The sequence below is a fragment of the Rhodothermales bacterium genome, from assembly GCA_034439735.1.
In the GTDB taxonomy this organism is placed as follows: domain Bacteria; phylum Bacteroidota; class Rhodothermia; order Rhodothermales; family JAHQVL01; genus JAWKNW01.
In genome coordinates this window covers 1-14,755 of record JAWXAX010000226.1, presented here as the reverse complement: position 1 = coordinate 14,755, position 14,755 = coordinate 1, and the positions used below count along the sequence as shown (strand labels likewise).

16 protein-coding genes are annotated in these 14,755 nt (G+C 61.9%); 3 read left to right on the top strand and 13 right to left on the bottom strand.

From position 1 onward, the window contains the following. Positions 1-1,623: alpha-amylase family glycosyl hydrolase (locus tag SH809_16520; protein ID MDZ4701318.1), on the top strand; the 1,623-nt coding region annotated here is incomplete at its 5' end. 8 nt (positions 1,624-1,631) lie between these two features. On the opposite strand, the gene SH809_16515 is transcribed toward SH809_16520, so the two are convergent. From SH809_16515 to SH809_16455, 13 genes are all read right to left on the bottom strand, one after another. Then, positions 1,632-2,045 carry a hypothetical protein gene (locus tag SH809_16515; protein MDZ4701317.1) on the bottom strand — a complete coding sequence of 138 codons (414 nt, stop codon included), beginning with the start codon at positions 2,043-2,045 and terminating at the stop codon, positions 1,632-1,634. Positions 2,046-2,119: 74 nt separating this feature from the next. Next, entirely contained in the window at positions 2,120-2,539 is a 420-nt protein-coding gene (locus tag SH809_16510; GenBank protein MDZ4701316.1) for a type II toxin-antitoxin system VapC family toxin, read from the bottom strand. Further along, positions 2,536-2,790: a hypothetical protein gene (locus SH809_16505; protein ID MDZ4701315.1), complete on the bottom strand. Its 255-nt coding sequence runs from the start codon at positions 2,788-2,790 to the stop codon at positions 2,536-2,538. Before SH809_16505 ends, SH809_16510 begins: the two co-directional genes overlap by 4 nt. A gap of 142 nt (positions 2,791-2,932) precedes the next feature. Beyond that, complete coding sequence (locus tag SH809_16500) at positions 2,933-3,850, bottom strand: PorV/PorQ family protein (protein ID MDZ4701314.1); 918 nt, start codon at positions 3,848-3,850, stop codon at positions 2,933-2,935. Positions 3,851-3,969: 119 nt separating this feature from the next. Then, complete coding sequence (locus SH809_16495; GenBank protein MDZ4701313.1) at positions 3,970-5,058, bottom strand: hypothetical protein; 1,089 nt, start codon at positions 5,056-5,058, stop codon at positions 3,970-3,972. Positions 5,059-5,071: 13 nt separating this feature from the next. Continuing rightward, positions 5,072-6,622, bottom strand: coding sequence for a FlgD immunoglobulin-like domain containing protein (locus SH809_16490; protein ID MDZ4701312.1), 1,551 nt, complete (start codon positions 6,620-6,622; stop codon positions 5,072-5,074). A gap of 44 nt (positions 6,623-6,666) precedes the next feature. Beyond that, entirely contained in the window at positions 6,667-7,500 is an 834-nt protein-coding gene (locus SH809_16485) for a hypothetical protein (GenBank protein ID MDZ4701311.1), read from the bottom strand. A gap of 11 nt (positions 7,501-7,511) precedes the next feature. Then, positions 7,512-8,762 carry a site-2 protease family protein gene (locus SH809_16480; protein MDZ4701310.1) on the bottom strand — a complete coding sequence of 417 codons (1,251 nt, stop codon included), beginning with the start codon at positions 8,760-8,762 and terminating at the stop codon, positions 7,512-7,514. A 115-nt stretch (positions 8,763-8,877) separates the two neighbouring features. Further along, on the bottom strand, positions 8,878-10,092 hold the full coding sequence (locus tag SH809_16475) for a pyridoxal phosphate-dependent aminotransferase (GenBank protein ID MDZ4701309.1): 1,215 nt from the start codon (positions 10,090-10,092) through the stop codon (positions 8,878-8,880). Between the two features lie 57 nt (positions 10,093-10,149). Beyond that, a complete protein-coding gene (coaD, locus tag SH809_16470) occupies positions 10,150-10,635 on the bottom strand; it encodes a pantetheine-phosphate adenylyltransferase (protein MDZ4701308.1) in 486 nt (161 codons plus the stop codon). Positions 10,636-10,651: 16 nt separating this feature from the next. Further along, positions 10,652-11,212, bottom strand: a complete 561-nt coding sequence (gene rsmD, locus SH809_16465; GenBank protein MDZ4701307.1) for a 16S rRNA (guanine(966)-N(2))-methyltransferase RsmD — start codon at positions 11,210-11,212, stop codon at positions 10,652-10,654. 37 nt (positions 11,213-11,249) lie between these two features. Next, on the bottom strand, positions 11,250-12,173 hold the full coding sequence (locus SH809_16460) for a hypothetical protein (GenBank protein MDZ4701306.1): 924 nt from the start codon (positions 12,171-12,173) through the stop codon (positions 11,250-11,252). A gap of 62 nt (positions 12,174-12,235) precedes the next feature. Next, positions 12,236-12,688 (bottom strand): hypothetical protein, encoded by a 453-nt coding sequence (locus SH809_16455; protein ID MDZ4701305.1) that lies wholly within the window; start codon positions 12,686-12,688, stop codon positions 12,236-12,238. A 217-nt stretch (positions 12,689-12,905) separates the two neighbouring features. Here SH809_16455 and SH809_16450 point away from each other — a divergent pair, with 217 nt between their 5' ends. Both SH809_16450 and era read left to right on the top strand, forming a co-directional pair. Further along, positions 12,906-13,652: a pyridoxine 5'-phosphate synthase gene (locus SH809_16450; protein MDZ4701304.1), complete on the top strand. Its 747-nt coding sequence runs from the start codon at positions 12,906-12,908 to the stop codon at positions 13,650-13,652. 28 nt (positions 13,653-13,680) lie between these two features. Further along, positions 13,681-14,592, top strand: a complete 912-nt coding sequence (gene era / locus SH809_16445) for a GTPase Era (GenBank protein ID MDZ4701303.1) — start codon at positions 13,681-13,683, stop codon at positions 14,590-14,592. Positions 14,593-14,755 lie beyond the last annotated feature (163 nt).

Sequence of the window (14,755 nt, the reverse complement as noted above, 5' to 3'; positions counted from 1 at the left end):
CTCATGCGCCACCCCCTCTTTTTCCTCGCAATCCTCCTCGCCGGCTGCGCCCCCGCCGGCCCCAACCTCCCCATCGACGAACCCGGATGGCACGACGAGGTCATCTACCACGTCAGCCAGCGCAGCTTCTACGATTCAAACGGCGACCGCCACGGCGACCTCAACGGCTTCGTGGAGAAACTCCCCTACCTCAAGGAATTGGGCGTCACGGCCATCCTGTTCATGCCGCTGTACCAATCGAACCTCTACCATAACTACTTCCCCACCGACTACACGGCCATCGACCCGGAATACGGGACGATGGAGGAGTACCTGGACTTCGTCCGCGCCGTACACGCCCATGGCCTGAAGTTCATCATGGACATGGAGACGCAGTACGCCGCCAACGGGCACCCCTGGTTCGACGACTCGTACAAAAATCCCTCCTCGCCCTTCACCAACTACATCTACTACGCCGACGACCGGAATGAACGCCCTGCCCAGATGTTCGCCGGCCCCGACGACTCGCTCCTGACGCTCCAGGCCTGGCCGGACGTCCGCTTCAACATCGTCTTCCTCAACCTGAACGCCCCCGAAATCCGCTCCTGGCTGAAAGACTTCTACGCCCACTGGGTCGACCCCAACGGCGACGGCCTCTTCGACGACGGCGTCGACGGATTCCGGCTCGATCACATCATGGACGACCTGGACTACAAGGGCATTTTCACGAGCATGTACGCCAACGTCTGGAAACCCGTCCTGGACCACGTCTACACCATCAATCCGGACCTGTTCATCGTCGGTGAGCAGTCTAACTGGCTGGAATTCGGGGAAGAAATGATGGCCCAGACCGGCGCCACGGCCAGCTTCGGCTTCCCGATCCGTTTCGCCATCTCCGGGGCTCCGACGATCTACATGGGCGGCCGCATCGACCCGGCCGACCGCGATGAACTCAACGCCACGAAGATCAAAGCCGCCGTCGAGGAAACGATGCGCCGCATTCCGAAGGACCGGTATTTCCTCAACTTCATCGAAAACCACGACATGGAGCGGTGGGCCAGCGCCATGGAGGGGGATCGGGGGAGGGTCCGGGCCGCCGGCGCGCTGAACCTACTCCTCCCCGGCATCCCTTCGATTTATTACGGCCAGGAGCTCGGCCTCCCGGGACTCGTCGGCGAGTGGGGCCACGACGGCAACCACATCCCCGTCCGCGACGCCTTCCCCTGGACGCCCAACCCGGAAGACGCCGGCATCGCGGCCTTCGCAAAGGACACGGGCCCCTGGTGGGACGTCTCCTACTTCAACACCCCGGAGATCGAACGCCTCGCGTTATCCGCCCAGAAAAACGAGCCCGGCTCCACCTGGCACTTCTACCGCGCCCTCATCGCACTGCGCAAACGCCACCAACCGCTGATGTTTGGGGATTACGCAACCATCCCCCACCCCGACTCGACGGTCTACGCCTTCTCCCGCTCCCTCGATGAAGAACGCATCGTGGCCGTATTCAACCTGTCGGACGAGGCGAAGTCGTTTTCCCTGGAGGAGGTGGATGCCGCCGGCTACCACCCGCTGTTCGGGGAAACTGTAAACGACACCGGCCGCCTGGCATTGGATGGATTCGGGTTCGCGGTGTTGGGGAGGTAGCGCTTACCTCATTTTCGTACGAATAATCCTTGTCCGCCATCCAGATAGCGATCATCGACAAGCAGCGTATCGCCTGGAGTTAAGAGCACAATGTTTCTATCGAAAAACAGAAAGTGCCGCAAAGAATCGATGGTTGACGTCCGGATAGACAACGGATAAGCCTCACGACTGCTTTCGGAAGAAAAACCAATCCTTACGACGCTGTCAACCGTGACAATCAAGCGCGGCGGTTCGCTCAGAGGATACTTCGTATTCGACTGACACGCATCGTTTCGTCCTTCTACCCATTGCCATGTACCAACGACGCGCTGGGGGGCATCAAGCGATAGGGACAAGATGTCCACCGGGCACCTCATCACGTCTTTATCCGACAAAAAAGAGCATCCACTTAAAAGCAGAAGCATCAGCAATAGTCGTCGCATCCTCGTCCTCCCGGTTTTGGTGGGTTATTATCGATCGCTACAGCCACAAGCCGGATGTATGTAGAGCGACACGCCTAGTGTAATACATCTACTCCCTGCCGGCGAGCCGCGGCGCACAACGGCCCATCCAGCGATGCCAGGGGAAGCCCCTCGCTACGAGCCAGATAGAGATAGGACGCATCGTATACCGTGAGGCGTTCATACCGGGCAAGATCCGCGACATCACCGAATATCTCCACTGTACGCGTTCTTTTGACCCGAATGGAAAGGTGCCGCACAAAGTCCATCAGCCGGTCCCCTTCCGCAACCCCGATACGGCCACGCCGCTCTGCGATGCGAACTCCATTCGATACCTCCAGGGGCCAAATGGACGGCGTCGTAACAACTGCCCCATCCAGCACCTGATCAAGCAGGGCCCGGGTGAATGGCGTCGCCTCGTCCTGGAAACACCATGCCAGCGCAACAGACGCGTCGAGGACAAACCTGTCGCTCATACCCGACCTTCCTCGATCAATTCACGGATGCTGATCCCGCCCAGCGTTAAGGTTTTACTGAGTTCCTTGATACCCTCGACGGCATGTCTGATCTCTTCCGGTGTAGGCCGTCTTCCCCCAATCCATTCCCATCGATCTTCATCGGCGTTTTGGGGATACGATTCGACCAGGATCATCTCCGCGATGCGGTCCTGATCGTTCTCAGGCAGGGATGAAACGGCTTCGATAGCCTTTTTGAGCAGATCGGTCATGGCGATTACCCGATTCGGTTACAGCGACATGCCAAAGATACACTCCGAATCGCCGGCCCGATCCCCGGTTGGTTAGATTTCATTTTCACGGCCGGTAAAACAGACCCTTCGGATCTCGAAGACCCAAAGGGTCTCGCGCGCATCACCACGCATACAGCAAGCTCAGCACATGCCCCGCCCCACCGAACCCGCCGTCGAAGGGCACAAACGCATAATCGAACAGCAACCCGCTGGTCCCCAGCCCCCCGCCAACCGTCGGGCCGCGGAGTTCGTCGTTGGTGATGTAGCCGGCGCGGATGATCACGAGGTCCTCCACCTGCACCGCCGCGCCCACGTGGATCCGGGTCGTTTCCGTCGGGAGGACGTGGGACACTTCGCCCGTGAAGTACGCGTTTAGCAGCACGGCGTTGTCGGTCATCGTCACCACCCGGAAGGGGTATACGGCCACGCCAGCGCGGACCGTTGCGGGCAGCTCGGTAGCCTCGGCGCTGAGGGTGTTCATCTCGCCAATGTGCATAAGCGCCGCGCCGAGTCGGATGCCGCCGTCGAACAGATCCGCCTGCGCCCCAAAGTCGAACGCATACCCCTCGGCAGAGCTGGCGAAGATGCGCTCGGACAGAAACTTGGCCGTCGCTCCGAGCCGCACGGGGCCCAGCGCCAGGCCGTACGACCCGCCCACGCTCACGAACTGGGCATTAAACAACCCTTCAGGATCTCCCGGACCTTCGCGGGCTTCGAGGTCGCCGCTATCCATCGCCGTCACGAACGCTCCGAAACCGCCCTGAGCGCCGGCTTGAAACCGGCCGGCCGCCGAATACGTCCGCGTGCTCCCGATCCAGATATGGTGTGAAAACGCGGCCGAGTTGCCTGCGCGACCACCCAGGCCGGCGGGGTTCCAGTAGGTCGAAAACGCATCCCGCGTGCTGGCCGTCTGTGCATCGCCCATCGCCGCCGCCGACGCGTTCGAGCCGATCCGCAAAAACGCCAGCCCCGCCTGCGCCGAGGCGGAGAGGGGGAGCAAGGCGAGGAGGAGGGCGAAGATGGCGAGGCGTGCAGGCATGATGGATGAGTTGAGCGCCGGTTGTGCCCTTCGGCAGGAGGTCCCCCCGCTTTCGCAGGGACAGGCTCTCCGCTTCCCCCGATCAAATCGGGGGTCCGGTCGGGATAAACTGTGATAAATTACAAAAACAACCGCAGCGCCAGAACATGCATCGTCCCGACGCTGTACGGTTCGAGGGCGACGGCGTACTCAAACCAGACATCCAGGTTACCGATCGGTTGCTCGAGCACAAATCCGGCAGTGGGCTGGATGCGGCTGGACGACGCGGCGATCCGGTCCACGCCGGCGCGAACCGCGAACGGCTCGGCCAACCGGTACTCCCCGCCCACCCGAAAGCGGCTCTCCTGGATCCAAAAATCCTCGATATCGATCACTTCCACCGGTCCGCCGCCCCGCACTTCGATCCCGCGGGTGCGAAACTCGAGCAGACTCGCGCGCGACTCGTACTCGGCCGACACCACGCCTTTCCCGCCGGCCAGCGCGTACGTACCCGCCAGCCGAATCCGCGCGGGAAACGCATCACTCGTCCGCTTGCCGCCGCTCGTAAACAGGCTCGACGTATCCCAGGTGTACTTCGCCAGCAAGTCGTCCGCCACGACACCCACCCGAAGCGCCTCGCTGACTTTCACGGTGAACCCAATGTCGATGCCCACGCTATTCACGGGCTCGAGCTCGGCGAAATAATCCGCCCTGAAAATCTGAAACCCGAGCCCACCACTCACCCGCTCGCCCAGCTTCAGGCCAAACGCCATGAACACGGCGAACTCGTCGGTCGCATAATCCTCCGTATGAAAGCCGCTTTCGTTGCGCCCGTCGATGTTGTTCACGCCGGCATGGATGAGCCCCAGCGCGATACCTGCCCTTGGCGGCAGGACAGAGGAGAACTGGAGATGCTGAAGCTCCCGGTCGAACGTCATCAGAGCGACCGAAGCCTGCAGTGTCTGGCGGGTGGCAAAGGGCGCTAGCGCGGGGTTGTAAAACGCGCTGGCGGCGGCGTCGGCGGTCTGTGCGTTGCCCATCGCCATCCCCCGGGCGCCGAAACCGAGCCGGGCGAAGGCGCCGGCGGACTGGGCGGAGGCGGCGTTGGGTACGAGGAGGAGGAGAAGTAGCGCCAGGCTGAGGGAGGTCCCTCGGCTTCGCTCGGGATGACATACCAGGCTGAGGGAGGTCCCTGGGCTTCGCTCGGGATGACATGTGATTTTGATCATATCGTATGCCACCCTACTCGATGACTAGAATTTTACCGCGATACGACGCGTCGCCGGCCTTCACGACATAAAAATACACGCCATTCGCCACGCGCAGCCCGTTCCGGTCCACGCCGTCCCAGGTGGTCTCGCGGACGCCGGCCCCCTGCCCCGAGGCCTCCAGCTCGCGCACCAGGTTCATCTCAAAATCGAAGATCCGGAGCGAAACGGCGCGCTCGCTTTCCAACTCGTACCGGATCCGCACGAATCGGTCCTGCGGCGGCGAAAACGGATTGGGATAGGCAAATACGTCCACATCCGGGATCGTCTCCGTCGGGGTCGTCGGATGGAGCGGGACTTCGACGCGGAAGATCGTCCAGGTCGCTCCCCTATCCGTGCTCTTAAAGAGCCCGTCAGTCGAGCCTACCCAGAGGTCGCCATTGGCGGTGACCTCGACGGCATTGACCTCGACATCCGGCGGAATGGGGCGATCGGACTGGGCGGGATCGTTGAAATACCGGACCGTGCGCCAGGTGACGCCACCGTCGTCGGTGATGAACAGGCCGGCCTCACCGGCGGCGTAGATGCGGTCGCCGGCGAAGGCGAAGTCGAAGATGCGCTCGTCAGTCAGCACCTGCTCGAACGTCTCGCCGCCGTCTCGGGTGACGGTGACGCCAAATTGTTGGCGCGGCCCGGTGCCGTCGCTGCCGTCCCACGTGGCCATCCAGATGGCATTCCGCCCGGGGAGCGGCTGTTCCTCGATCGAAATCACCCAGTTGCCGGTGAGGCCCGCGGAGGTGCCGTCGAACGAAAACCGCCGCCAGGCGCGCTCGCCCGAGGAGGTCACGTCGGCCGGCGTGGAGCGGTTGACGCCGGCTACCGTGCCAGCCCAGACCGTCTGCGTCTCATCCAACAGCACGCCAAACCCGAGATAGTTGAACCAACCGGTCAGGCCGCGCCGCGGCTCGATCTCGAAACTGTAGGTCGAATCGGGATGGATGTAATCCAGGTCATCCGGCGGCAACACGACCCGGCGCCACGTCCGTCCGCCGTCGGCGGAGCGGCGAATGCCACTGGCCCAGGCGGCTACCCAGACCTCGTCGGTGGCGGCGTTGTAATCGATGTCGAACGGTGGACTCTGTTGCGGGACGATGACAGGCAACGCCGGCAGGGTCGAAACGCCATACGTCTCCGTGTCGCTATCCGGGCTATCGAGCTGGGGGAATCGGTAGGTGAACGTGCGCCCGCCGTCGGTGGAAACGAGGAAGCCGCCGGCCGACTGTTCCGAGCTGCCGCTCGTCGCGTCGCTCAGATACCCGAGGCCGACCCACACGACATCGCCCTCGGTATCGATCGAAAACACACTGTTGCGCGACCCGAAGAGCGAGTCCGCATCGGCCAGCAGCCAGGTCGATCCTCCATCCGTCGTGAGATTGAGGAATGAGCCCACCCACAACGAATCGCCACGCGCATGCAGGTTCGCCGTGCTATTCCGCACGATCCCCGGCACGCCGGCCGCCTCCAGCGACGGAACTTGCGCCCGCACTGACACGACCAGGGAAAACAACACGAATAGGACGGCCAAACCTCGTATCATCATTAAACCTGTAACCTGGAACCTGAAACCCCTTACTCGATCGTGATCGTTTTCTCGACGACGTTGCTCTCCAGCCCCGCCCGATCGGTCGCCTGGAAAGCAAACACCCGCGGCCCGGGCGCGTTGTCGCTGGCCACCTGGACGGTGATGGTGTAGCGTCCGTCGCCGGCCACGTCGTCCCCACCATTTAATCCATCGTCGACGAGATCGAACCGGTCCGCCGGCGCTGCCGTATTCCAGAACACCACCCGGCTGAGGTTCGCCAACCCGTCCGGGTCGGATACGACGGCGACGATCTCGACGAGCGTCTGCTCGCCGGCCGCCGGCCGTTGTACGGTATCCGGCGCCTCGACGGATGCGATCACGGGCGGCTCGCCCCGGTTTTCGAGCGTGAACGTGCCTCGAACCAGATTACTGAGCTGTCCCTCGTCGTCCACCGCGTAAATAAGCAGTGTATAATTTCCCGTTTCGCCCCGGGGCAGTTCGACTTCTCGGGTGAGCTGGTACGGACCGTTTCCCGACCCATTCATCATCTGCGTCAACACGGGCTCGGCGTCGACCGTCGGGCTGCGAAGCACCAGCACCACCTCCGAGACCACCCCGTCGGCATCCGTCGCATCGACCGCAACCGTAAACAGGATGCGGACGTTGTTGCCCACGAACTGCCCCGGAGGCGTTTCGAGGATGTTGATCGAACGAGGGGTATAGCTGAAGCCCGACACCGAGGGAGGAATCGACGATCCGTCCGAAGGTCCGGGCGCGCTGTCGCATGAGGCCAGAGTGACTAAGAACAGCGTGAACAACAACACGGCCGGCGCCACGCGGTGCAACGCGAGGAAAAATCGATGCAGGGGTACGGTTCGCATGACTCGGCCACTCATAACACGCGGAGCGGGGTGAAGCTGAAACACAACAGGAAGATGAGGATGCTCAGAAGAGCGAGCACGCGACGCATCGGCGTCAGGCGCTCCGGCCGCAGAACCGGCGGGTGGTCCACGCGAATCAACGTGACGATCAGCAGACACCAGATCAACCACCCCGTGTAGCCGTACGACGCCGGATCGTCGGCCAGGGAGCGGACCAGCACCACCACCGCGATGATCCCGAGCAAGCTCGGCGCGATGAACCGGTGATTTCCGAGGAAGATGCGCGCGAGATAATAATACAGCACCGCGGCAAGGATAAACCACGCCAGCCGGCCCAGATAGGGATGCACGCTCGCCAGCCAGGGAAACCCTTCATCTACAAACCCGATCGCCCCGGAAATGAGCAGGAGGATCACAAACGACCGCGCGATGCGCGAGTGCCATTTCGGCCCGATGAGGGTGTAGAGGATGTGCCCGCCATCGAGCTGGCCGACGGGCAGCAGGTTCAGCGCCGTAAAAAAAAGCCCCATCCAGCCAGCAAATAACATCGGATAGTGGTACATCTCGTCCATCGGCGGGACATTCTCAAAAAACCGAGAGAGGAGCCAATAGAGCGGTGTCTGGCCGACGATAATGGTCATCGCGCCTTCTTCAGGCGGCGCCATCAGAGTCATGCTGCTCTCCGGGAATACCCCGTGTTGTTCGATGTACGCTTTCAGCGCCTCGTGACCGGGTAGGTCCATGATATAGGCCGGCGACGGCAACGTCGCGAACGCGTACAGCAACACCCCGAGCGCCGCCACGAAGCCGGCCAGCGGGCCAGCCACCCCGATATCGAATAACGTACGCGTCGCCGGAATCGGTTCGCGAATCCGGATCACCGCCCCTAACGTGCCGAGCCCGAAAATGAAGGTCGGAATGTAATACGGCAACGACGTGTTGATCCCGTGGATACGCGCGGCAATGTAGTGTCCGAATTCGTGGATCGTGAGGAACAGCAGCAGCGACGCCCCGAAGCGCAGCCCGTCCAGGATGAACTGCCGGTCGCGCAGCCAGGTGAACGGGTCCTCGGGAACGGCGTTCGGGTAGATGAGGAATCGCCCCACGAGTTGCCCGCCGGCCACGATTGTCGAGGCCAGCGTCAGCGCAAACAACAGCAGATGGAGCCAGTACCGATCCCTTGGGAATACCGGATCCTGGTATCCGGTAAATAGCGGTTTTCGCGGTTCAAGAAGGTCGGCAGAAGGCGGAGTCGGTTCCAAAAGCGGGCAGCCGGTCTGTATACAGGGAGAATGCAGGACGTACGAACGTCCGGGCGGGGAGTTCGCGGGCACGATCTGACTACGTCCGGCTCGGCCAGAGGTTCAGGCCGGAAGTTCACGACAGAGCCTGAAGCCCGGCCTTGATCCGGCGCATGGCCTCCTGGAGATCACTCATCGAGGCGGCGTACGAAATACGAATGCCTTCGGGATCACCAAAGCCGCTGCCCGGGACGAGCGCCACGAGGTGCTCGTCGAGCAGATAGAGGCAGAGATCGTCGCTCGACGCAATCGTTCGTCCCGCCGGCGTCGTCTTCCCTAAAAACGTCGCGATATTAGGGAATAGATAAAACGCACCTTCGGGTTTCGGGCAGCGGACGCCGGGAATGGCGTTGAGTTCTGCCAGCACGAAGTCGCGCCGCTGCCGGAACGCATCGACCATCGTGTCGATCGACTCGCGCGGCATGTCGAGCGCCGCGACACCGGCTTTCTGGGTGATGCTACACGGCGCTGAGGTGAACTGACCCTGGAGTTTCGAAGCAGCCTTGACGATAGCCGGCTCCGCCGCGAAATACCCGAGCCGCCAGCCCGTCATGGCGTACCCTTTCGAGAACCCGTTCACCGTAACCGTCCGCTCCTTCATCCCGGGCAGGCTGGCGAACGACACATGCTCCGCGTCGAAGATGACGTATTCATAGATTTCATCCGACAGGACGTACACCTGCTCGTGCCGGCGGAGGACCTCTGCCAGGCCCTCCAGTTCGGAGCGGGAGTACACGGAGCCGGTCGGGTTCGAGGGGGAGCAAAGAATTAGCAGCCGGGTGCGTTCGGTGATGGCGGCCTCCAACGCTTCCGGACTCATGCGGTATTCCTCTTCAACGGTAGTGGGGAGGATGACCGGATCCGCGCCGGCGAAACGGGTCATTTCGGGGTAGCTGACCCAATACGGCGCGGGGATCAACACCTCGTCGCCGGGGCGGCACAGGACCGAGATGGCGAGGGCGACGGACTGCTTGGCGCCGTTTGAGCAGATGATCTGCTCGGGGGGATAACTCAGGCCATTGTCGCGCAGCAACTTCTGGGCGATGCGCTCGCGCAGTTCCGGCATCCCCATCTCGTGCGTATACTTCGTGAACCCGTCGCGGATGGCCTTCATGGCGGCCTCACCGATCGGCGCCGGCGTGTTAAAATCCGGCTCCCCGGCGCTCAGCCCGATGACAGGTTTGCCGGCGCGCTTCAGTTCGAGCGCCTTGGCCGTCATGGCGAGCGTGGCCGAGGGTTTCATGGCGGCGACGCGGGGGTTAAAAACGATGGGCTGGGCGGGTGCGGACATGGGATCTGGGTGGATTTGACTCGGAAACAGAACGCGCGAAAGCCGGCGAACGGCGTCTCAGTGCGTCCGCGGCGGTTTCATTCGCAGGGCCTCTAACACCGGGGGCGGAACAAAGGATGCAAGCTCTCCCTGCCACCGATGGATATCGCGCACGAATGTCGCATTTATCAAGAGATTTTCTTCTGACGGTATGAGGAATACTGTCTCCAATTCCGGGTACAGCCGGCGATTGGCCGCCGCGAGGCGCAACTCGTAGTCGAAGTCGGTTACCCCCCGGACTCCCCGAACCAGCGCCACCGCCCCCAGCGTGCGAGCGCGTTCGACAATCAGCCCGGAGAAAGGGGCGACCGTCACTCCAGTGAGATGGCTGGTCGAGGCTTCGATCAGGGCACAACGCTCCTCGATCGTGAACAGGGGAGATTTGCTACTATTCTCCGCCACGGTGACCTCGACGGCGTCGAACAGGCGTCGCGCGCGCTCGAGCACATCGAGGTGGCCGTTCGTGAACGGGTCGAAGGTGCCGGGGAACAGGGCGAAGGCCATGGCGAAGGGCAGATGGTTACTCGCCCGCCGGCGAGTGGGCGTTAAAAAGGCTTACCGTAGTACGGCCGTAGGCTCGTGCCGTTTCGAAAGCCTCATGGTCCGCGAACCGGTGCCGGCTGTCGTGTTCAAGCACCAGCAACCCACCCGGCTTGAGCCTCGGAAGGATGAGATCGGGAAGGCGGGGCAATGTATCGAATTCGTACGGCGGATCGGCCAGAATCAGGTCGAACGGCGGTCCGTGATGCGACTTCAAGTATACCAACACATCGGCACGGACGAATACGCAGGCGTCCGACAACTCCAGCGCGGCGGCATTCTCCTGGGCGCACTTCATCACCGCGGCCTGGTGCTCCACCAGCGTGGCGGTTTCGGCGCCACGGCTGAGGGCTTCGAAGGCCAGCGAGCCGGTGCCGGAGAAGAGGTCCAGCACATAGGCGTCTTCCAGATCTATGCGCGACTCGATCATATTAAAGATCGACTCCTTGGCACGATCCGAGGTGGGGCGTGTCAGCTGCCCTTTCGGAACGCGGAACGTACGCCGGCGCAAGCGGCCGCCAATGATGCGTAGACCTGACACGTAGGTGGGGATCAGCGTGAACGGAATAGGGAAGGCACTAAAGGGCTGCGCCGATACAGGGCGCATAGGCCTCCGCCGCAAACCCCTCGCCCGGCCGGCGTCCATCGAGTTCGACAACCTCAATGGGATTCAGGGGACGGCATGTCGTGTTAAATACATCGCTGAACATGCCAACCGCTTCTTCCCCCGGCAGAGCGCCGTAACAAAATACCTCGTGCACGGAGTAACGGGGCACCTGGAGCCGTTTCAGCAGAGCCAGCGCATAATAGACGGCATCGGCCGGCGTGCCCGCCTCTGTAAAGTGGCTGTGGTACCAGCGATGCTGCCGGCACACGGTGTATTCGACGTGGCTGCTGTAGAACCCCACCGCCATGCTAAACGCCGCGCGGTCCGCAGACTCGAACCGTGGACCCCGCTGGAGCGACTCCACTACCTTCGCCGCGCCTCGCGTACTCAGGTTGAACCGATACCGCCGATGAGGAAGCGTACGCAGTATGCGGTCGAACCGATTGTGAAGCGCCTCTCGCAGACCCAGCACATGAAACCACTCGACTGTTTTGCCGGAAGCGAGGGATTCGGTAAAAACCACGTCCGCCGTCAGATGAAGGGGCATGGGACTCTCCAACGTCGTGAGCAGCGTGGCCTCATCCTGGAGCCGGCCTCGGCGCTCCTCTTCAGACAAATCCACCAGCAACGGCGTAAAGAACGAGTAACATTCGGGTGGGTGCAACACGACGTGTAGGTCCGACGCCTCCGTCTGGGCAAACACATCGTTCAGCGCTTCGCCCAGGGTGTCCAGGTAGACGGAGGGAGCGCCGTTCGAGAGTTCGTGCATGATGTCGAAGTCGAACTCACAACTACCCAACTTCAGCAGTCGGAAAGACGCACCCGAACGCTCGACCTCTGCATAACGCAGCGTCGAGTCGTGGATGTCGACTGCCGCTTGGATGAGCGCTTCCATGCCCGGTCTCCGCACGCCCTATGTCACCCTCCTCGCGATCGATCGGGGTGATATCGGACAAGTTATTCCCAGCTCGCCGCGTTCAGCTGCGTGATATCCGCCTCAAGCGTACCGATCCGATCATCGGAATCGGGGTCCTGCAGGAGATACGTCTTGACTCGGGAGGTATCGTTCGCCGTGTACGTGAACATCTTCCCGGTACGCGGAGAACGAACGAGCGAATCCGCGACCAGACCTTTCAACAACTGTTCACGCACCGTCTGAAATGCGGAGTCGGACGAAGCAAATAACGCAAGCGAATCCAGTGTCAGGGGGAAACGGTCGTACTTCGATTCGTATTGAATGGCTACTTGCCGGACCATGTCCATGCGCTGACGAGTCAGCGCTGTCACACGCTCCTGCTCTTCAACAATCTTGTAAGGCTCCGTGATGGAGTAATACAATACGTAGGAAAGTCCAATGATCATCAGCCAGAGCAACAACTGCAGGCCCGTTCGGAGGCTCTTGGAAGCCATATCGCGTCTTCTCTGTACCCGGTGGGATAAATGTGGTAAGGGGGGTGAGTCGCCAGGATGCACGTGGTGTGCGAGAAAATAGGCTGCGCCTTTTCTAAAAGCAACTTCGCCCGGGAGCCATCTGAGATCGCAGCCAAAACAAACGACGAGTGATGCGTGTTTCATCTCCGCCTTTTGCCTTCCAAGACCCCCTTGTCGCCCAAACGTTGCTCGCCCGATGACGCCAAACGCCGTGCTCGAACCCACGCACCTCCTGATCAACGTTGACCACGTGGCAACCCTCAGAAATGCGCGTCAAGCACGCTTTCCGGATCCCGTGCATGCCGCCGTGCTGGCTGAGAAGGCCGGCGCGGACGGTATCGTATTCCATCCGCGGGAGGACCGTCGTCACATCACGGACAGGGATGTGCGCCTGCTCAAGGAGACGGTGACCACAAAGCTCGATTTCGAACTTTCAACGAACGAAGAGGTGGTCGCATTTTGCTGCGAAATCAGGCCTCATCTGGCGACACTGGTGCCGGAACGACGCCAGGAGATCACTACGGAAGGCGGGCTGGATGTACGGGCCCACCGGAGCCGGCTTCAGATCGTCACCCGGCGGCTCTTCGACGCCGGTATCGAGGAAGTGGCCTATTTTGTCGACCCGGTCCTCGGGCAGATCGACGCCTGCGCGGATGCCGGCGCCTCCTGCATCGAACTCCATACGGGCGACTACGCCAATGCAGGCACGGTGAAAACACGTGTGGCCCAGGCCGATCGCCTCGCCGCCGCATCCATTCATGCCCACACCCTGGGCCTGCGGGTGCATGCCGGCCATGGACTCGACTACCAGAATTACGCACTCTTCAAGCACACGGTCCCCCACATACACGAAGTATCCATCGGGTTCGCTATCGTCGCCCGCGCCCTGCTCGTAGGGTTCGAGGAAGCCGTCCGCGAGATGCTCCGCGTCGTCAAAGGATAACCGACTCCCACTCTCCCACCCCACCACCATGGAACCCGAACTCCTGCTTCCCGACGACGTCCCCGCCGGCCACCGTTGCGGCTACGCGGCCCTCATCGGCCAACCCAACGTCGGCAAGAGTACGCTCATCAACGCACTCGTCGGTCAAAAATTGTCGATCGTGACGCCCAAGCCGCAGACGACGCGGCACCGCATCCTGGGCATTCTTTCGGCGCCGGCGTATCAGATCGTTCTCCTGGACACGCCAGGTATCATCGAGCCCCGCTACCGACTGCAAGAGGCGATGATGCGTAACGTCCGCCACGCGATTTCGGACGCCGACGTGCTGCTCTTCATGGCGGACGCCACCCGCGACACGCCGGACTCGCTCGGCCTCTCCTTCGTAGGCGAACGGCCCAGCTTCCTACTGCTGAACAAGATCGACCTGATCCGGCAGGAGGATGCCCTCCCCCTGGCTCAGGTCTACCTCAATGCCTTCCCCTTCAAGGAGGTGTTCCCCATCTCGGCGCTCACCGGCTTCAACCTCCAGCCGATGCTCACGACGTTGCTCACGTATCTTCCTGAAGGACCACCCTTTTACCCCAAGGACCAGCTCAGCGAACACCCGGAACGCTTTTTTATCGCCGAGATCATCCGCGAGAAGATCTTTCTAAAGTACAGCCAGGAAGTACCCTACTCCACTCAGGTGAACGTTGTCACCTACGAAGAGCGCGAAGGGAAGAAGGATATGCTACACGCCGAAATCGTCGTCGAGCGGGATTCGCAGAAGGCGATCCTCATTGGCAAGGGCGGGAGCGCTCTCAAGCGGATAGGCATCGCGGCGCGGAAAGACATCGAGGCATTCACCGGCCGGCCGCTGTACATGCAACTGCACGTCAAGGTGCGTGAGCGCTGGCGCAGCAACGACACCTTCCTGCGCTCCTTCGGCTTCGAGGCCTGATCGTGCTTCAGCCGAGCTGGATGCCCAGCCCGTCCTCCAGCGCCCGCACGGCGCTGGCGTCGGTCGGCGGCGAGGCCATTGTGAACATCCCAAACGTGCGCCGCCGGAGGTAATCCCGACGCAGCCGTCGAAACAGTGCGGCCTGGTCGTCCGCCGGCGTCGT

Coding starts and splice junctions, on each gene's coding strand:
- SH809_16515 (MDZ4701317.1), bottom strand. CDS start 2,045: ATGCGACGACTATTGCTGATGCTTCTGCTTTTAAGTGGATGCTCTTTT.
- SH809_16510 (MDZ4701316.1), bottom strand. CDS start 2,539: ATGAGCGACAGGTTTGTCCTCGACGCGTCTGTTGCGCTGGCATGGTGT.
- SH809_16505 (MDZ4701315.1), bottom strand. CDS start 2,790: ATGACCGATCTGCTCAAAAAGGCTATCGAAGCCGTTTCATCCCTGCCT.
- SH809_16500 (MDZ4701314.1), bottom strand. CDS start 3,850: ATGCCTGCACGCCTCGCCATCTTCGCCCTCCTCCTCGCCTTGCTCCCC.
- SH809_16495 (MDZ4701313.1), bottom strand. CDS start 5,058: ATGATCAAAATCACATGTCATCCCGAGCGAAGCCCAGGGACCTCCCTC.
- SH809_16485 (MDZ4701311.1), bottom strand. CDS start 7,500: ATGCGAACCGTACCCCTGCATCGATTTTTCCTCGCGTTGCACCGCGTG.
- SH809_16475 (MDZ4701309.1), bottom strand. CDS start 10,092: ATGTCCGCACCCGCCCAGCCCATCGTTTTTAACCCCCGCGTCGCCGCC.
- coaD (MDZ4701308.1), bottom strand. CDS start 10,635: ATGGCCTTCGCCCTGTTCCCCGGCACCTTCGACCCGTTCACGAACGGC.
- SH809_16460 (MDZ4701306.1), bottom strand. CDS start 12,173: ATGGAAGCGCTCATCCAAGCGGCAGTCGACATCCACGACTCGACGCTG.
- SH809_16455 (MDZ4701305.1), bottom strand. CDS start 12,688: ATGGCTTCCAAGAGCCTCCGAACGGGCCTGCAGTTGTTGCTCTGGCTG.
- SH809_16450 (MDZ4701304.1), top strand. CDS start 12,906: ATGACGCCAAACGCCGTGCTCGAACCCACGCACCTCCTGATCAACGTT.
- era (MDZ4701303.1), top strand. CDS start 13,681: ATGGAACCCGAACTCCTGCTTCCCGACGACGTCCCCGCCGGCCACCGT.